Source organism: Seongchinamella sediminis (assembly GCF_003457605.1).
Classification (GTDB): domain Bacteria; phylum Pseudomonadota; class Gammaproteobacteria; order Pseudomonadales; family Halieaceae; genus Halioglobus; species Halioglobus sediminis.
The window spans coordinates 22,376-39,532 of sequence record NZ_QRAN01000016.1; the positions used below are offsets into that span (position 1 = coordinate 22,376).

General features: G+C 63.7%; 15 protein-coding genes. 6 read left to right on the plus strand and 9 right to left on the minus strand.

Annotation, left to right across the window (positions count from 1 at the left end; translation table 11 throughout):
* The first annotated feature begins 63 nt into the window (after positions 1–63).
* Genes DWB85_RS14235 through DWB85_RS14245 form a run of 3 tightly spaced genes read left to right on the plus strand, consistent with a single transcriptional unit; the run spans position 64 to position 4,434 of the window.
* Positions 64–1,617 (plus strand): NADH-quinone oxidoreductase subunit L, encoded by a 1,554-nt coding sequence (locus DWB85_RS14235; protein ID WP_117955934.1) that lies wholly within the window; start codon positions 64–66, stop codon positions 1,615–1,617.
* Positions 1,614–4,115, plus strand: a complete 2,502-nt coding sequence (locus DWB85_RS14240; RefSeq protein WP_205422750.1) for a YbcC family protein — start codon at positions 1,614–1,616, stop codon at positions 4,113–4,115. Before DWB85_RS14235 ends, DWB85_RS14240 begins: the two co-directional genes overlap by 4 nt.
* Complete coding sequence (locus DWB85_RS14245; RefSeq protein ID WP_117955936.1) at positions 4,108–4,434, plus strand: hypothetical protein; 327 nt, start codon at positions 4,108–4,110, stop codon at positions 4,432–4,434. The genes DWB85_RS14240 and DWB85_RS14245 overlap by 8 nt, the downstream gene beginning before the upstream one ends.
* A gap of 34 nt (positions 4,435–4,468) precedes the next feature.
* On the opposite strand, the gene DWB85_RS14250 is transcribed toward DWB85_RS14245, so the two are convergent.
* The 4 genes from DWB85_RS14250 to DWB85_RS14265 all read right to left on the minus strand — a co-directional run bounded on the left by DWB85_RS14250 (position 4,469) and on the right by DWB85_RS14265 (position 8,897).
* Positions 4,469–5,752, minus strand: coding sequence for a hypothetical protein (locus tag DWB85_RS14250; protein WP_117955938.1), 1,284 nt, complete (start codon positions 5,750–5,752; stop codon positions 4,469–4,471).
* Between the two features lie 2 nt (positions 5,753–5,754).
* Positions 5,755–6,012: a DUF2249 domain-containing protein gene (locus DWB85_RS14255; RefSeq protein ID WP_117955941.1), complete on the minus strand. Its 258-nt coding sequence runs from the start codon at positions 6,010–6,012 to the stop codon at positions 5,755–5,757.
* Between the two features lie 36 nt (positions 6,013–6,048).
* On the minus strand, positions 6,049–6,465 hold the full coding sequence (locus DWB85_RS14260) for a hemerythrin domain-containing protein (RefSeq protein WP_117956094.1): 417 nt from the start codon (positions 6,463–6,465) through the stop codon (positions 6,049–6,051).
* 89 nt (positions 6,466–6,554) lie between these two features.
* Positions 6,555–8,897, minus strand: a complete 2,343-nt coding sequence (locus DWB85_RS14265) for a nitric-oxide reductase large subunit (RefSeq protein ID WP_162846138.1) — start codon at positions 8,895–8,897, stop codon at positions 6,555–6,557.
* Positions 8,898–9,189: 292 nt separating this feature from the next.
* Here DWB85_RS14265 and ubiU point away from each other — a divergent pair, with 292 nt between their 5' ends.
* Together ubiU and DWB85_RS14275 are read left to right on the plus strand one after the other, a co-directional pair.
* Complete coding sequence (gene ubiU / locus DWB85_RS14270) at positions 9,190–10,185, plus strand: ubiquinone anaerobic biosynthesis protein UbiU (protein WP_117955946.1); 996 nt, start codon at positions 9,190–9,192, stop codon at positions 10,183–10,185.
* Positions 10,186–10,220: 35 nt separating this feature from the next.
* Entirely contained in the window at positions 10,221–11,123 is a 903-nt protein-coding gene (locus DWB85_RS14275; protein WP_117955949.1) for a U32 family peptidase, read from the plus strand.
* A gap of 28 nt (positions 11,124–11,151) precedes the next feature.
* On the opposite strand, the gene ubiT is transcribed toward DWB85_RS14275, so the two are convergent.
* From ubiT to DWB85_RS14290, 3 genes are all read right to left on the minus strand, one after another.
* A complete protein-coding gene (ubiT, locus tag DWB85_RS14280) occupies positions 11,152–11,640 on the minus strand; it encodes a ubiquinone anaerobic biosynthesis accessory factor UbiT (protein ID WP_117955952.1) in 489 nt (162 codons plus the stop codon).
* A 195-nt stretch (positions 11,641–11,835) separates the two neighbouring features.
* A complete protein-coding gene (locus DWB85_RS14285; RefSeq protein WP_117955955.1) occupies positions 11,836–12,432 on the minus strand; it encodes a nucleotidyltransferase family protein in 597 nt (198 codons plus the stop codon).
* Positions 12,429–13,385: an XdhC family protein gene (locus tag DWB85_RS14290; RefSeq protein WP_117955957.1), complete on the minus strand. Its 957-nt coding sequence runs from the start codon at positions 13,383–13,385 to the stop codon at positions 12,429–12,431. Before DWB85_RS14290 ends, DWB85_RS14285 begins: the two co-directional genes overlap by 4 nt.
* 237 nt (positions 13,386–13,622) lie before the next feature.
* Between DWB85_RS14290 and DWB85_RS14295 the strand changes: the two genes are divergently transcribed.
* Positions 13,623–15,308 (plus strand): FAD-dependent oxidoreductase, encoded by a 1,686-nt coding sequence (locus DWB85_RS14295; RefSeq protein WP_117955960.1) that lies wholly within the window; start codon positions 13,623–13,625, stop codon positions 15,306–15,308.
* Positions 15,309–15,321: 13 nt separating this feature from the next.
* Here the strand turns inward: DWB85_RS14295 and DWB85_RS14300 are convergent, their stop codons facing one another.
* Complete coding sequence (locus tag DWB85_RS14300; protein WP_117955963.1) at positions 15,322–16,332, minus strand: TIGR03617 family F420-dependent LLM class oxidoreductase; 1,011 nt, start codon at positions 16,330–16,332, stop codon at positions 15,322–15,324.
* Between the two features lie 18 nt (positions 16,333–16,350).
* Positions 16,351–17,148 (minus strand): electron transfer flavoprotein subunit beta/FixA family protein, encoded by a 798-nt coding sequence (locus DWB85_RS14305; RefSeq protein WP_117955966.1) that lies wholly within the window; start codon positions 17,146–17,148, stop codon positions 16,351–16,353.
* Positions 17,149–17,157: the final 9 nt, after the last annotated feature.

Consider the following 17,157-nt stretch of genomic DNA (forward strand, 5'->3'; position numbering starts at 1 on the left):
CATTGCCTTGTTGCAAGATGGCGCCACTCAAACAGACCCGGAGGCCTGAGGAGGGGCGCCAGGATGACAGCACTTGTTGGTGGGTGGGCAACAGCCCTGTTTTATACGCTCGCGTTGGCACTGGTGTGGATATTGCCGCAGCGCCAGTGGTCGATTGCCAAAGCCGCGGCCGCACTGGGTTTGCTGGCCGCGGGCGCCGCGATTGCCGGCGCGCTTGCCGGCCTGCCGGTGGCCCCGGGCGGGGCCGATGCGCTGGGGCTGACCGGTATCCTGCTGGTGGCGCTGCTGGGCTGGGTGATCGTCAACTACTCCTGCCGCTACCTGGACGGGGAACCCCACCAGGGCCGCTTCGTCCGGGCCATGCTGTTCACCCTGGCCTCGGTCAGCGTGCTGATGGTCAGCCGGCACCTGGTAATTATCGTGCTGGCCTGGAGCGGCACCAGCATCGGCCTGCACTTTCTGCTGACCCACTACCAGGAACGCAAAACCGCCCAGATTGTGGCGCACAAGAAATTCCTGGTCAGCCGGCTGGCCGAGCTGTGCCTGGTGATTGCCCTGGTACTGGTATACCAGGCCACCGGCACCCTGGCTCTGGATGGCCTGTACGACCACCTGGGCGGGCTGTCCACGCTGCCCGCGGGGCTGGCGTGGGCCGCGTCACTGTTCGCGCTGGCGGCCATTTTGAAATGCGCACAACTGCCGCTGCACGGCTGGCTCATCCAGGTCATGGAGGCGCCGACACCGGTGTCCGCGCTGTTACACGCCGGCGTGGTCAATATTGGCGGCTTCGTGCTGATCCGCCTGGCCGCACTGGTGTCCCTGGCCCCGACCGCGCAGGCGCTGCTGGTGATTGCCGGTAGCGTCACGGCCCTGCTGGCGAGCCTGGTGATGATGACCCGCATCAGCATCAAGGTGCGCCTGGCCTGGTCCACCTGTGCCCAGATGGGTTTCATGCTGGTGGAAGTGGGCCTGGGCCTGTACGAGCTGGCGCTGCTGCACCTGGTTGCGCACTCGCTGTACAAGGCGCACGCGTTCCTGGCGGCAGGTACCGCCGTGGAACAGGCCCACGCCAATGATTTCCTCGCCGGGCGCGGCGCACTGCGGCCGGGCTTGTGGTACCTGGCCGCCGCCGGCCTGAGCGCTGCCCTGGTGACCGCCTCCGTGCTTGCCTGGCAGGCGCTGGTCCCGAGCCTGTCGCTGCCGCCGGTCGCCCTGGCCATCGTCGCCCTGGGACTGGCACCGCTATTGTGGCTCGAGCAGGGGGGGCGGCCGTGGCAGATTGCGCGCAGCTGCGCCGCGCTGCTCGGGCTGACCCAGCTGTATCTGCTGTGGCACCTGCTGTTTGCCGGCCTGGCGCCGCCGGCCGGCCCGGTTGCCACTTACCTGATTGCCTGGACCCTGCTGTGCTTCGGCGCCCTGTACGGCATCCAGGCCTGGCTGCGCCGCCACCCGGGCGGCCGTCTGGCGAGGGCAATCTACCCCTGGGCCTACTGCGGTTTCTACCTCGATGAAACCTTCACCCGGCTCACCTTCAGGATCTGGCCCGCCCGGCTTAGCCCGGTACAGGCCGGCACCCTGGTCAACCGTCATTTCATTGTGCAGGGAGACAAGTTGTGAACGCCATTACCATGCCTGAACCCACCCTGGAGACCGCGGTCAATGCGGCGATCGACGCTGCCATCGACACGGTGGCACCGACCTGGCCGCTGGACCGGATGATCGCGGTTAACCCCTACTGGGGGCGCATCCACCAGCACTTCGAGGAGGCCAGGCAGTCGCTGGCGCATATCGCCGGTTCACCCCTGGCGCTGGCGCCGGCCCATTATCGCGAGGCCTGGGAGCGCGGGGATATCGCGCCGGCAGACCTGGAGAGGGCAGCGCAGGAGCTGGGTTTTGCCCTGTCGATCAGGCAACTGGTGGCGGCACTGCAAGAGGACGACTGTCATCTGCGGCCCGCACCGCTGCTCAGCGATGCCCTGGACAGCCAGCGGGACCTGCAGCACGAACCGGCCTGGTGTGACACCCTCACCCACCAGGTGGCCCAGTTTTGCGGCGCTTACTTCGATCGCGACCAGGCCGACTGGCAGCCGACTACGGCGCCGGGGCTGTACGCCAGCTGGCGCAGCGCCCTGACCCGCGATCACAGTGTCGCGCTGTTGATGAAAGCGGCGGACATTCCGGCCCGCGCCGCCGACCTCGCGGTCGAGCCGGAGCGGCAGATCGCGCGGGCGCTGCAGCAACTGGCGGTGCCGGAGAGTGACTGGAACCTGTACCTGCAGGCGGTGGTCATGCGCCTGAGCGGCTGGGCCGCCTGGTGCGCCTATCTGCGCTGGCAGGCCCGCCTGGCTGACGCGGATGATCGCACCCTGGTGGATCTGCTGGCCATCCGCCTGAGTTGGGAGTGCCTGCTGGACGACGGCCGGCGCAGCGCCGACTCCGTCTGGTCGCGCTGGCAAAATAACTGGCAGCGACACTTCCAGGCCGCTGGCGATAGCGCCCCGGCAGTGCAGGCGGTGTGGCAGCGGGCGGAAGAGATCAGTTACCAGAACAGCCTGGTGGGCACCCTGACAACCGCTCCGGTCAGCGCGGGCAGTGCGACACCGGAGGTCCAGGCCGCGTTCTGCATCGACGTGCGCTCGGAGGTGTTCCGGCGCCACCTGGAGTCGCAGTCGCAGCGCATCCAGACTATCGGCTTCGCCGGCTTTTTCGGGCTGCCCATCAGCTATACCCCGCTGGGCACCACCGCCACCCGCCCGCAATTGCCGGGGCTGCTGGCGCCGGCCATCGCCATCACCGATCATGCGGCGGATGAGGCCAGCGGGCGCCAGATCGCGCAGCGGCGCGACGGCCGGCTGCGGGCCGCGCTGGGCTGGCGGAATTTCCAGTCGCTGCCGCTGTCGGCCTTCACCCTGGTGGAAACAATGGGCCTGGGCTACCTGGCAAAGCTGGTGAAACGGACCCTGCCGGGCATTGGCGACCAGCGCTCCGATGCCGATCGTGGCCTGAGCGCCAGCGACCGGCAGGAGCTGCGTCCCATGCTGGATGAGGACAGTGCCGGTGGTGCGGCGGCCCAGGCGGAGCTCGCGGCTCAGGTGCTGACCGGGATGGGCCTGGGCGGGTCCCTGGCGCGGCTGGTATTGTTGATCGGCCACGGCAGCCAGGTGCGCAACAATCCCCATCGCGCCGGGCTCGATTGCGGCGCCTGCTGCGGCCAGACCGGCGAGGTCAACGCCAGGGCACTGAGCGCAATGCTCAATGATCCGGCGGTGCGCGAGGGGGTGCGCGAGCGCGGTATCGATATACCCGCGGATACCCTGTTTGTTGCCGGCCTGCACAACACCACAACCGACGAGGTCCAGCTGCTTGACCTCGACACGGTCCCGGCGAGCCACAGCCAGGCGATCGGGCAGCTCACCAGCGAGCTGGAGGCGGCGGGCCGGGAGGCGAGACGAGAGCGGGCCCCGGCGCTGGGTCTGTCGCCGCTGGTTGACGAGCCCCGCGCTCTGCACCGGGCGATGCGCCAGCGCGCCAACGACTGGGCCCAGACCCGTCCCGAGTGGGGCCTGGCCAACAATGCCGCCTTTGTCGTGGCACCGCGCTCGACCACCCGCGGCGTCGATCTGCAAGGGCGCAGCTTTCTTCACGATTACGACTACCGGCGGGACCCGGACGGCGCCCTGCTGGAACAGATCATGACGGCGCCGATGATCGTCACCCACTGGATCAATATGCAGTACCTGGCCTCCAGCGCCGACAACCGCCGCTTCGGCAGTGGCAACAAGACCCTGCACAACGTCGTCGGCGGCCGCCTGGGGGTGTTCGAGGGCAACGGCGGCGACCTGCGCATCGGCCTGCCGCTGCAATCGGTCCACGACGGTGAGCGCTGGCGCCATCGGCCCCTGCGCCTGAGTGTGGTGATCCGGGCGCCCCGGGAGAGCATTGAGGCGGTGCTCGCCAAACACCCAACCGTGCGCCAGCTGGTGGAGAACCAGTGGCTGTATCTGCTGCGCTGGGAAGGCGAGCGCATCGAGCTCTATCGTGCCGGTCACTGGCAGGAATGGACCAACAAGTCGCAACAATCAAGCCAACCACAGGGAGAAGTCAGTCATGTCTAAGCAATTATCGCAGCTTTCGACCAGCGAGGAGTACCTGCAACAGGACCGCGAAAGCTACCGGCTGGTGGACGGCATTTTCGAGCCGGCCCAGGCCACCGAGGTGCTGATGACCCTGATCGATGACAAGATCAGGTTTCACCAGCGCAACAACCTCAGCAGCAAGGAGCGCTGCGGCAAGCCAGATACCGCGAGCTTGCGGCGGGTCGATGAATTGCGCCGCTGCAAGGCGGACCTGGTCCAGCGCATCGAGGCAGCCGAGCGCGCCGGGCAGCGCCTGGCGATCAACTGCGCCATAGCGATCGAGCCCGTCGACGACTGAGCGTCATGGACCACCGGGCGAGCAGCACGCCAGGCTAATGGCTGGGCAGGCTGCGCCGGTACAGCAGGGCGGCTGCCAGCAGCGTGTAAGCCAGGAAGCCGAAGTCCGCCAGCATCGCGGCGCCTGCCATCCAGGCAGGGCAGATGCCGGCGGTGGCCAGCAACAGCAGCGCCAGCGCCGCACAGTGCAACAGGTACTGGCGCCGGGAACGGTGCTCGGGAATGATCAGGCCCATATGCGGCAAGTCTTTCAGCGCCTCGAAATTGCCCAGACAGCGGCGCTGCAGGTGCAGGTAGCTGAGGAAAGGCACCATCTTTTGCAGCATCCCCATGATCACCGAGATCGCAAAGCCGTAGATGCAGAGGATGCCCAGCGCCACCTGCCCCCGCGCCTGCCAGTGGCTGGCCAGCTGGTCTCCCAGGCCGTAGAGCAAGAGCACGGCGATTGCCGCAGTCGCCAGTGAGCCCAGCGAGAGGGCCCAGAAGCGCGCGGTGATATCAGCGATGCGCCGTTTGCGCTGGCCCAGCAGGCGCAGTGACAGCAGTGCATAGCCACTGGCGCTGGCGCACAGCAGCAGCAGGGCAACAGCCTGGGCGGTCGGTGAGGTAAAGACGCTCAGCGCAAGCAGTGCAGCAAACACGGCCACCGGCAGGGCGCGGGCCAGGGCCCTGGGATAGCCGGGGGTAACATGAAACATCGGGATCACCTGGTAACTGGCCCCCATGACCAGTAGCAGGGTCCAGCCAGCCAGGCCCCACCCCAGGTGCAGGTTGGTGATGTTTGTCGGTGGCTCAGGCGCCGCCAGGCCGGCCCAGGCCGCGGCGCGCCAGAGCCCCAGTACCACGGTCAGCAGCAGTGAAAGTGCTGCCAGGCGGATGCTGAAGATTGCATCGCCGCCCAGCGGCCGCAGCAGCAGTGAAGCCAGCGGCAGCAAAAAGCTGGCGAAGGCCAGCACCAGCGCCAGGCCGGCCCAGGGGAGCAGGCGATACTCATTGAAGACAAAGCCGCCAGCCAGCAACAGGACCCCCGCGAGCAGTAACAGATGCACCGTTGTGGCGGCCGCGGCGCCCCCGGGTACCAGGTGGCCGCTGATAACCGGCACCAGTTGCAGCATTGCGCCGAGCATCACCATGGCCATAAAACCCAGGGTGAGCAGGTGAGTGATGCCCAGCAGGGCAGGATGCAGCGCTTGTTGCAGGGCGCCGCCATCGGCCAGCAACAGGGCAAGCGCCGCGAGTATGCCCATACAGGGTGCGGTGAGGAAAAATCGCAGCGGAATGTGCAGCGGCGGAATGACCTCCAGTGACAGGCCCTGCATTCTCAAAGGACACCCGCTGCCTGCAGCGCCAGGCGGTCTGCCGGGTCGAAAATGATGATGGTGTAGTCTGCCTCTCCGGATTCGATGACCTGGCTTTTCAGCGACAGCCCTTGCGCAGTGTCCAGCAGAGGATAGGGAATGCGACGGTGCAGCATGTGCAGGTAGGTGCCCGGGGCGAGCTGGTGCAGGATTTCCGTGGCTCGCTGCAGTGGCTCGGGCGGAGCCATCTCGCGGGCGTCAAGGGTCAGCGCGCGCGGCATGTCGTCCAGGGCCGACTCGGTCAGGGTGAGCAGGCCCTAAAGCAGGTCATCGGCCTGGCCGGGGATAAGCTGGTCCATGATGGGGTAGAGAATATTTTCCTCCTTCATGTTGTGTTGCTGGGTCAGCATCATGAACGTTTCCCCCAGGCCCAGAAACTGCCGCGTGTCGCGACTGGCCAGCGCTTCCTCCATCTGTATCAGCAGGGCGCGCATCTGTTCATGTTCCATGCGCATGACGCCGATAGGTCCCGCGGGGCCATTGGCGGCTTCCAGCGCCGGGAACAGCTGCCCCTCTTCCTTGTCGGTGATATGACGCTCAAATTCCTCGCTGAAGGCGCGCCAGGCGCTATCAGCAGTGTCCCAGTCGCTGTTGTCGACCGCGGTCTCAGCAGCGGCATACAGTTCGTCACAGTGGCGGTGGTTGTCCTGCATGAGAGTGGCAATACTGGTCATAACGGCTTGTCCTCTGGGGATGTGATTGTGGCCGGTGATGTGGTGAACGCCCAGTATATCGGGGAAAACCTCGAATACCTTGATCTGATTCAAGATATAGCGTGCTCGCCAGGCGGGCGCTTGACGTGGCGCATCCGACTGCTCATGAACCAGGCTACAGGCAGTACGCCACCGAAAATAAACAGCAGGCCGCCGCTGATCCTGGCCCAGGTCAGGGTCTGGAAAACCTTACCCTGGATGTAGGCGTCGGAGCGCGCGTACCAATAACCGTGCTCCATGACCTTCCTGAGCTGGTCGAATCCGACCGGGAACAGGTCCAGCGCCACCATGAGCAGCAAGCCAATATTCAGGCTCCAGAAAGCGCGGCGGAGCAGGCGTGGGGGCCAGGCATGCTCCGGCAGCAGGTAGCGGGCACAGAACAACATGGCCGCCAGTGACAAATTGCCATAGACGCCCATGAATGCCGCGTGACCGTGATTGACTGTCAGGTAGGTGCCGTGCTCGTAGTAGTTCACGATCGGCAGGTTGATGATAAAGCCGAACACGCCAGCGCCGAGGAAATTCCAGAAGTTGACCCCGAGCAGAAACAGGAAGGCCGCGGACTGGCCAAAATGCTCGCGGTAACGGGCCCGAGTGACGCCCTGCTTGACCAGGCTGTCGGCGGGAAGTTTGCGGAATTGCCAGGCCTCCAGGGTCAGCAGGATCAGCGGCACTACCTGCAAGGTAGAAAAAATACTGCCCACCGCCAGGGTCGCCATCGGCTTGGCATTCCAGTAAAAATTGTGGCTGATACCCAGCAGGCCCGAGCCCAGGAACAGTAGCGCCGCAATGTATACCACCCGGGATGCGCCCTGGTGGCTGACGAAACCCATGAGGTACATGAAGTAGGCAACCAGTATCGTGGCGAAGACCTCAAAGAAAGCCTCCACCCACATATGAATCACCGCCCAGCGCCAGAAGTCCGCGATAACGAAATTTGTTTCCGGGGTGGCGACAAAACCAGACAAAAACAGCAGGGATACCGCGGTCACCGTGTACAGCAGCCAGTTGGGCAATTGCCATGCCCGGCGCTTTTTCCATGCCGGGGCTATACCCCGGAACAGGATGAGCGCCCACAACAGCAGCACCAGCATTAACAGGGCCTGCCACAGTTTGCCCATTTCGACGAACTCCCAGCCCTGGTTGCCGAGCAGGTTCCAGGCGCTTCCCAGTATTCCGGTGGGGGCGAGCAATATGCCGATAAGGTTGCCGAGGGTCATGAACACAATCAGGCAGAAAAGAATGTTGGTCAGCAGTAGCTGCCCCCTGATTTCACTGCCGGAAAATGTAGCCAGCAGGAAAATGGAAGCGCCGATCCAGCAGGCGGTAATCCATAGCAGCGCCAGTTGCAGGTGCCAGCTGCGCACCACGGTCAACGGCAGCCACTCGGAGACATTCCAGCCAAACAGCGTGTTCAGGCCGAGGAAATTGTGCACCGTGAGCACACCCGCGAATACCTGCATTAAAAACAGTAGTGCCGCGATCCAGAAAAACTTGTAGGTAGCCAGTTGCAGGCGGATGGGTTGGTACTCCTGCATTTGCTGCAGCGTGTTGGGTTCGGGCTTGCGCACACTGGACTTCCAGCCCACCAGCTCTGCAAAGCGGCCATGCAGGAACAGCACAGCGCCGAGTCCCAGCATCAGCCCCAGGGTGCCGATAACACTCCAGAACAGCACGGGCTCCGGTGCGGTGTTGCCGGCATCCGGGTCGAATGGCCAGTTGTTGGTGTAGCTGTAGCTTGCGCCGGGTCGCTCCGCAGCGCTGACCCATGCCCCCCAGAAAAAGAAGGCGGCAAGGTCGTGCATGCTTTCGGCGCTGAGGTCCTGTAGCTCCGGCAGCTCGTTTCGGTGTTGCTTCAGCAGCAAGTCGCGGTAGTGCTGCTTGAGTTGCTCAAAGGCATAAACCTGCGCAAGGCTGAGCGTAATTTGCGCTGTGGCGGCATCGTGGCGATTCTGCTTGAGCTCACGCTGCACCCTGCTGCGCACGGCGTCCCGGGCAAAATCGCCCGCCTGCTCGCGCTGATCAGCCTGCAGTTGCTGCCGGTAGAAACGCTGCATTGCACTGCTGACCTGGTGGAGCGCATCGGCGGTGAAGTCGGGACCGCGGCCGGCGCCGTCGCCAAACATGCTGCCAAATTCCATTAGCGCTCGCTGCAGGAAAATAACCTGCCCGTTGATGATATTTCGCTCGCTGATAATGACCCTGCCGTCGTCAGTCACCATATCGACGCGCGGAGGGGCATCGGTATAGGTGCGAGAACCGACAAACAGCAGGCTGCCGACGCCGGTGAACGTGACGAATAACAGGGGCAGCCACCAGTTACCGGGAGTCATTACCCATTTCTGCCAGACCGGGACCGGTTTCCTGGTTTTGCGATTGCTTGAAGCGGACATTCGCGGACTCCTTCCAGTCATGCTGAAAAATAGGGCGTCGCCGCGTCCTGCTATATCAGGTCGCTGCGATAAGGCGTGTCACGCAAGTTGCGTGATGAATGTGAATCGAGACTGAAAACAAGTCGCCCTTTGCACCACGAGCCGTTTTTACCGCGGCGCGGGCAGGGAACTAGCAGGTAAATGGTGCCGAAGTTGATGTCGATCAAGTTAAGCGGCTGTCTCCGCCCCTATTATGTGGTCCGCCGGGAAACCGGTTACTGGATTATTATCACTGCTACCGGCCTGGAGTTTCATGGAACTGGTATGTCCCGCGGGGAATTACCCCATGTTGAAAGCCGCTGTCGACAATGGCGCTGACGCTGTCTACATCGGTTTTAAAGACGACACCAATGCCCGGCACTTCGCCGGTCTCAATTTCAATGACGGCACGGCCCAGAGAGCGGTGCGCTACGCCCAGGATCGCGGCCGCAAGGTTTTCGTGGCGATCAACACCTATCCCCAGCCGTCGGGATGGGAGCGTTGGCAGCGGGCTGTCGATCTCTCGGCGGAGCTCGGTGTCGACGCGCTGATCATTGCCGATACCGGCGTGCTCGCCTATGCCGCCACACAGCATCCGGGAATACCCAGGCACCTGTCGGTGCAGGGTTCGGCGACCAATATCGAGGCACTGCGGTTTTACAGTGAGCAGTTCGGCATTCGCCGCGCGGTTATTCCGCGGGTACTGTCCCTGTCCCAGGTGGAGCATCTGGCGGCGCAAAGCCCGGTGGAACTGGAGGTGTTCGGTTTTGGCAGCCTCTGTGTGATGGTGGAGGGGCGCTGCCTGCTCTCCTCTTATGCCACCGGGGAATCGCCCAATACCCGCGGTGCCTGCTCGCCCGCCAGTGCTGTGCGCTGGGAAGATACCCCAGATGGACTGGAGTCGCGCCTGAACGGCGTGCTTATCGATCGTTACCAGCAAGGGGACCCCGCTGGCTACCCGGTGGTATGCAAAGGCCGCTTTGATGTCGCCGGCTCCACCTATCACGCCATAGAGGAACCGACCAGCCTCAACACCCTCGAGCTGCTGCCGCAGCTCCAGGCGGCGGGTATCGGGGCCATCAAGATAGAGGGTCGCCAGCGCAGTGTTGCCTATATCGAGAAAGTGGCCAGGGTCTGGCGCGAAGCCATCGATCGTTGTGCCGCCGACCCCGCAAGCTTCCGCCCGGAGCCGCGCTGGATGCAGGCGCTGGCCGGGGTTTCCGAGGGGACCCAGACCACCCTGGGGGCCTACCACCGCCCGTGGCAGTGATGGCCCTGTCATTCACAGTAACAGAGTAATCCGCTATGCATTTATCGCTGGGCCCCATCCTGTATTTCTGGCCGCGCGACACCATGGAGCAGTTCTACCAGGAGATGATCAACGCTCCGGTGGAGGTGATATACCTGGGCGAAACGGTCTGCCACAAGCGGCGGAGTTTCAAGGCCGCCGAGTGGATAGAGCTGGCCAAGCAGTTGAGCCTGGCGGGCAAGCAGACAGTCCTGTCGACCCTTGCGCTGATCGAGGCCGGTTCCGAACTGGGCGGGGTCAAACGCCTGTGCCGCAATGGTGAACTGTTGGTGGAAGCCAATGAGATGGGTGCCGTGCAGCTGGTCAATGAGCAGCAGTTGCCTTTCGTCGGGGGCGCCACGCTCAATATTTACAATGCCCACACCCTGCAACACCTGGTGGGTATGGGCTTGCGGCGCTGGGTGATGCCGGTGGAGCTGTCCCGGGATACCCTGGGCGACATCCTGGCCGACAGCAGGCGGCTGGGCATCGCCGGTGAGCTGGAAACCGAGGTGTTCAGCTTTGGCCATATGCCGCTGGCGTATTCCGCGCGCTGCTTCACCGCCCGCCACCACAACCTGCCCAAGGACGAATGCCAGCTTAAGTGCATTGACTACCCCGACGGCCTGCCGATGCGGAGTCAGGAGGGCGAGGAATTTTTCAAGCTCAACGGTATCCAGACCCAGTCAGGCCGGATCCAGCACCTGCTGCCGCACTGGCGTTCGCTGGCCGAGTTGGGGGTGGACTACATGCGCATCAGTCCGCAGGCGCAGCACACTGCCGCAATAGTCGCGCAGTATCACGCGGCTATTCAGGGTGAAGATGACGCCGATTGCAGTGTCGAGAGACTGGTGAGCGCGCCTCTGTGTGACGGTTACTGGCTGGACCAGCCCGGGATGGAGATCATCGCCCGGGTCTGATGCTTTCGCCGCAGGCGGCTCGCAAGGCTCAGGAGAAGGCCTCTGCGAAATCAGCGCCCACGCCGATTGCCTGGTTGAACATCCACGGAAATTCGTCCAGGTCGATGCTGTCCACCAGGTTTTTTACCTGTAATCCCAGCTCGGTGTCACCTTCTATGACCAGGCGCCGCTGGAAGAACAGGGTATCAGCATCCTCGCGCCGGCTCGCCAGCAGGAGGAACTCCCGGCTGTCGCCGCTAATGCAGCCCTCGGCGCAATCGCTGCCCTGCACGAACACCAGCTGAGGTCCCAGCTTGGTGATGCCCCAGTCGTAACCCAGGTCCTTGATGCGGATGCGCATGATGCGGCCCTGGAGAAAATCGAGATCGTCACTTTCAATCTGCTCGCGCAGCAGTTGATTGGCCAACTGTTCGGCCGCCAGCAGCTGCAGTGGCCGGGGAAGGACCTGCAGTGGCATACGCCATGGCAGGTGCCGGACCAGGGGCAGGGAGGCAAGCCGGAGTGGAATCGTTTTCATTGCAGGTCAACCCGAAGAACAGGGGACCAATCATGCCTGTGTGAGCCTGCCGTGCCTTGACTCAGATCAATCTGGTGCAGACCAGAACTTAGCGCTTGCCGGAGAGCAGGCAATCCTTGCCGATGCGGCGCAGCAACCAACCGGCCCCAGGGGGCTGGTCGCTGGTGGTTGCCTTGGCAGGGCCAGGTACGGCGCCTAACCATCCCGGCCCGGCATGCCGGTGGCTATCGAGCGCTCGATATCCTCGGGCCGGTCGATGTCCCGGTGAATGCCCGCATCGGCCACCGCCAGCGCCACGACCCGGTCGGCGTGCCGCTGCACGAGCTCGCGGGCGCCGACGTCGCCGCCCAGTTCCGCCAGCGGCTGAAAAAAGCACCTGCCGAAGCCGACCGGATGGCCGCGCCGGCCATTGCAGGTGGGGACGCAGATCAACCCGGGGGACAGTGAGTCCGCCACAGCCCGGTAGGTGTCTGCCGTCACCCAGGGCATGTCGGCCAGTGCAATCAATACGCCGTCCCAATCCGGCAGCTGGCTTGCCCCCTCGGCGAGGGTGGCCCCCATGCCGGCACTGGCAGTGCGGCAGCGATAGACAGGAAAGCCCCGCTCTGTCACCGACGCGGCCAGTTCACGGTCCTCGGTATCCAGGCATACCAGAGCCGGCAGGCCACTGCGGCGAAGCTCGTCCAGGAATACATCGATAAGGGCCCGGCCGCCCGGTAACAGTGCCAGGCGTTTATCCGCGCCGAACCTGCGACTGCGTCCGGCGGCCAGCACCAGTACGCCGACCGTCACGTCGCTGCGCTCGTCCGCCGCAGCTGGGTTAATTCGGCCATGATGGAGACGGCAATCTCGATCGGGGTCTTGCTGCCGATGGGCAGGCCTACCGGGGCGTGCAGGCGCTCGATCTGCTGCTCTGGAAGTTCCAGTTGCCGCAGTCGCCGCAGGCGTTTCTCCGTGGTCCGCACCGAACCCAGGGCGCCAACGTACCAGGCCTCCGATCCCAGGGCCTCCATCAGCGCCATATCGTCAATACGCGGATCGTGGGTGAGTGTGATAATGATTGAATGGCGGTCATTGGCGCGCTCGCGCACCACATCGTCGGGCATGCCCTGAATCCTGGGGATGTCGGGGCCACTCCACTGGTCGAGGAATTCCCGGCGCGGATCGGTAACCAGCACTTCGTAGTCCATTGCCAGGCCCAGTTCGGCCAGGCTCTGGGCCAGCTGGCCGGCGCCCACCAGCAGTATGCGCATGCGGGGGCCAAAGCATTGAGTCAGTTGCTGCTCGCTCAGCGTCAATGCGCTGAAATGCGCCACGGGGCGCAACCCGGTTGCCCCGGTGGCAAGGTCCAGGCAGCGTTCAATGCAGTGACGCCGGTCCAGCGCGGCGAGAATGTCCCCCAGCCAACCGCTGTCAGCCGGCTGCAATTGCTGGATCAGCAGGACCAGCCTGCCGCCGCAGGGCAGCCCCAGCCGCTCGTTCTCTTCGGCACTCACGCCATACTCGACCAGTTCCGGGCGCTCGCCGGTGTAGAACCCTGCCCGCAAGCGCTCCAGCAGGTCTTCCTCGACGCAGCCACCCGACACCGAGCCGATCTGTTCGCCCCGGTCCAGAACCGCCAGCAGGGAGCCCAGCGGACGCGGGGCCGACCCGATGGTTGTCACAATGGTGCACAGCCAGGGCCGCTCGCCCTGTTCCAGCCAGGCCAGGAGCCGCTGGAGTACCTCGTAATCTAGTGTCTGCATGAACAGGTTCTCCTGGGGCTATGCCCACTGCCCAGCCGGATCGGCGGGTTGCCTGACGCTTATGTTGCCTGGGAATTATCCGGTATCCAGGGGCAATTTTCTCATGCCAGAACGCGAGAAAGGGTCGCGTTATTCGCAACTTTTAAACTAAGGCTGCAATTTTTGCTCAATAAGGGCAGCAGGGGCCCAGGTGGACTTATACTAGGTGCCGCAAAGGATTTTGGGGGAGAACAGGTCGTGCAAAACAATTATGACGTTGTGGTCGTGGGTTCCGGCGCCGGTGCTTTTATGGCCGCGATCCGGGCTGCGAAACTGGGTGCATCAGTGCTTATGCTCGAGAAACAGGCGACCTACGGCGGCACCTCGGCGCGCTCCGGAGGCGGGCTGTGGGTGCCCAACAACAAGAACATCGCTGACGCCGGCGTTGTTGACAGCCCCGAGGACGCCTTCGAGTACATGCGCAAGGTCATCCCCGAGGAGCAGGTAGCGGACGATACGATCCGCAACTACATCGAATCGTCGCCGCAAATGCTCGACTTCCTCAATACCGAGACGCCTGTCCACTACGTGCCCGTGCCGGGCTACGCCGATTACTATCCCAGTTATCCGGGGTGGAAGGAGGGGGGGCGCACCATGGACCCTTCACCGATAGACGGCCGTCCACTGGGCGACATGCTCTACAAGATGGAGGATACCCCCAAGCAAAGCAAGGCCATGGGTATTTTCGGTATGAGCATTCTCGAGGGCTCCCAGATTCTGGCGACCTCCCCGGGATGGCAAAAAATCGTCGCCGGCATTTTTGGCCGTTACCTGCTCGATATCGTCGGGCGCCTGAAGGGCCTGCGGGACCGGCGCCTGTGCCAGGGCAACTCCCTGATTGGCGGTATGCTGATGGCGGCGCAGAAACTGGGCGTCGAACTGGTACTGGAAACCGGGGTTACCCGCCTGGTCAAAGAGGGTGACAAAGTGGTGGGGGTGGTCGCCCGCTCCGATGCGCTGGGCGAGTTCGAGATTCGGGTCAATAAAGCCGTTGTCGTCGCCTCAGGCGGTTTTGAGCACAACCCGGAAATGCGCAAGGCCAACCTGCCGCAGCCGACCGAGAGCAACTGGAGCGCCGCCAACCCCGGCAATACCGGGGACCTGATTATCGCCGGGCAGGAAATCGGTGCCGCTACCGGACTTATGAACGAGGCCTGGTGGGCTCCCGTGGTCAAGAACGGTGATACCTCTGTGGTGCTGTTTTCCGAGAAGTCCAAGCCCGGCCTGATCATTGTCGACAAGAAAGGGCGGCGTTTCATGAATGAGGCGATTACCTACAATTCCTACGGCGAGTGTTTTTATAACGCGAAAGAGGCGGGCTATGACTGCGTTCCCGCTTACATGATCTTTGATGGCAACTACCGCAAGAAGTACTTCTTCGGCGGCATCGTCCAGTCGAGTATGTCGCCGGACTTCATGAACCGCTCGGCGTTCGGGCCGAACGGCATGCTCATCAAGGCCGATACCCTCGATGAACTGGCAGGCAAGCTCGGTGTCGACAGGAACGGTCTTCAGGAGACCGTCGCCAAAATGGCCGAGTATGCCAGAACCGGCGTCGATGAAGAGTTTGGCCGGGGCAGCGATGCCCATGACCGTATGTACGGTGATATGGAGGTCTCCCCCAACCCCTGCCTCGGGCCGCTGGATACAGCGCCGTATTACGGCGCGCCGATTTATCCCGGCGATATTGGCACCAAGGGCGGCCTGGTCATCGACCACGATGGCCGGGTGCAGGACGAGCAGGGCAATGCGATCGAGGGGCTCTACGCGGCGGGCAACTGCACGGCGTCCATCATGGGCGACAAGTACCCAGGTGCCGGCTGCACCCTGGGGCCGGCCATGACCATCGCCTTCCGCGCGGCGAACCACCTGATGGCGCAATAGGCCTCGGCCGGCGCTACTGCCGCAACTGCTGCACGATATCGGCCCAGTACCCGGGGTCGGGGCAGCGGTTGTGCGTCAGGCTGACGCTGTCGGCGATTCCGTCCAGGCGCGCCCGCAGCTTCCCGGCAATTTCACCGCGCTCGCCGACCACGGCAATGGCGTCCAGGATGTCGTCGTCGATCAGGTCGGTCATCGCATCCCAGCGCCCCTGCTTGGACAGGGCGTTCAAATCCCTGTGCACACCTTCCCAGCCGTGGCAGGCAAGGGTCGGCAGGTAGGCGGGGGTCGAGCCATAAAATGCCAGCTGTTTCCGCGCCGCGAGTTTGGAGGCGGCCAGCTGCTCTTCCGTATCGGCGGTGACCACCAGGGTTGCACACATCACTTCCAGGTCTTGCCGGCTGCGCCCGGATAGCGCCAGCCCTTGCTCCAGTGCTGGCAGGGCATTCTCCAGCAGTGACTGGCGGGTATTGAAGGGGTGGGCGATAAACCCATCGGCGACTTCGCCGGCCACCCGGGTCATTAGCGGACCGAATCCGCCGGTAAAAACAGGCGGAGGCCCGTAAGGGTTGGGGCCCGGATCAAAGGCCGGGATCATGATGGTGTGGGTATAGAACTCGCCGCGGAAGTCCAGCTTGCCGCCGGTTTCCCAGCAATCCCAGATGGCGCGGACCGCCAGTACAATTTCACGCAGGCGCCGGGCGGGCTGTGACCATTCGGCGCTGAAGCGCTTTTCGATATGCGGGCGCACCTGGGTGCCGAGCCCGAGGACAAAGCGGCCACCGCTGATCGACTGCATGTCGTAGCCCAGGTTGGCGAGGTTCATGGGGTTGCGGGCAAAGGCGATGGCGATCGCGGTGCCCAGGCGCATGCGTTCGGTGTGCTCGGCGGCTACCGCCAGGGTGAGGAAGGGGTCGTGCTTGGCTTCAAAGGAAAAACCACCGTCGTAGCCAATGTCTTCCAGCGTCTTGTAGAGGGTACGGGCGCTGCGCGGATCTTCCAGTGGCGCGGTGGTGTAGATCTTCATCGCGGCACCCGCAAAGCGCTAGATGAGGCTATCCGCCCGCAGTTTTTCCACCAGCGTTCTGGCGATTTCGGCGGGTGAGCCCTCGAGGAATTCACAGTTGCCCTGAACCTGGGGCACGTACTGTTTTTCCAGTATCACCCGCGGCGCCAGTTGTTCCGGCGAGAGTCCCAGGTCAGCCACGGCGATGCTCGTGGGCTTCTTCTTGCGCGCCGCCATTTTGGCTTTCGCGGTGGGGAAGCGGGGGTCGCCCAGCTCGTTGCTCACGGTAACGACAGCGGGCAGCTGACCTTGCACCACTTCATCACCGTCGGGGGTTGCCCGGGTCACTGTCAGGGTCGAGCCGCTGGCCTCTACCGCGCGGGCCAGGGGCACAACGGGCATGCTGAGGTATTCACCGATCAGCGCCGGTACCACACCCTGGTCGTCATCGGATGCCTGGCGACCGCACAGCACCAGATCTGCGCCGCCGCTGCTCTGGATGTAGGCCGCCAGGATATTGGCGGTCACCTGGCTGTCCAGCGCGGCGAGATCGGCGTCGATGCCGACGATCTCGTCAGCGCCGAGCGCGGCGCATTGTTTCAGCAGGGCCTTCAGGTCCTGGCCGATCGATACAGCGGTGATGGTGCAGTCGACACCCGCGTCGCGAAGTCGCAGGGCGGCTTCAATCGCCTGCTCATCGTATCCATTGATCAGCGTTGGGATGGCGGACACCTGCGGTGTCTTGCCATCGGCACCCATGGTCAGGTTCCCCGCCAATGCGTAGTTGTTAACCGCATCCGGATCCAGTACTTCCTTCACACATACGACGATTCGCATTGTTTGATC

What these genes read in the sequence shown, in the direction of transcription:
- DWB85_RS14305 (WP_117955966.1), bottom strand. Translation starts at nt 17,148, where the DNA reads ATGCGAATCGTCGTATGTGTGAAGGAAGTACTGGATCCGGATGCGGTT.
- DWB85_RS14250 (WP_117955938.1), bottom strand. Translation starts at nt 5,752, where the DNA reads ATGCAGGGCCTGTCACTGGAGGTCATTCCGCCGCTGCACATTCCGCTG.
- DWB85_RS14300 (WP_117955963.1), bottom strand. Translation starts at nt 16,332, where the DNA reads ATGAAGATCTACACCACCGCGCCACTGGAAGATCCGCGCAGCGCCCGT.
- DWB85_RS14260 (WP_117956094.1), bottom strand. Translation starts at nt 6,465, where the DNA reads ATGACCAGTATTGCCACTCTCATGCAGGACAACCACCGCCACTGTGAC.
- DWB85_RS14255 (WP_117955941.1), bottom strand. Translation starts at nt 6,012, where the DNA reads ATGCCGCGCGCGCTGACCCTTGACGCCCGCGAGATGGCTCCGCCCGAG.
- DWB85_RS14245 (WP_117955936.1), top strand. Translation starts at nt 4,108, where the DNA reads ATGTCTAAGCAATTATCGCAGCTTTCGACCAGCGAGGAGTACCTGCAA.
- ubiU (WP_117955946.1), top strand. Translation starts at nt 9,190, where the DNA reads ATGGAACTGGTATGTCCCGCGGGGAATTACCCCATGTTGAAAGCCGCT.
- DWB85_RS14235 (WP_117955934.1), top strand. Translation starts at nt 64, where the DNA reads ATGACAGCACTTGTTGGTGGGTGGGCAACAGCCCTGTTTTATACGCTC.
- ubiT (WP_117955952.1), bottom strand. Translation starts at nt 11,640, where the DNA reads ATGAAAACGATTCCACTCCGGCTTGCCTCCCTGCCCCTGGTCCGGCAC.
- DWB85_RS14290 (WP_117955957.1), bottom strand. Translation starts at nt 13,385, where the DNA reads ATGCAGACACTAGATTACGAGGTACTCCAGCGGCTCCTGGCCTGGCTG.
- DWB85_RS14275 (WP_117955949.1), top strand. Translation starts at nt 10,221, where the DNA reads ATGCATTTATCGCTGGGCCCCATCCTGTATTTCTGGCCGCGCGACACC.
- DWB85_RS14265 (WP_162846138.1), bottom strand. Translation starts at nt 8,897, where the DNA reads ATGTCCGCTTCAAGCAATCGCAAAACCAGGAAACCGGTCCCGGTCTGG.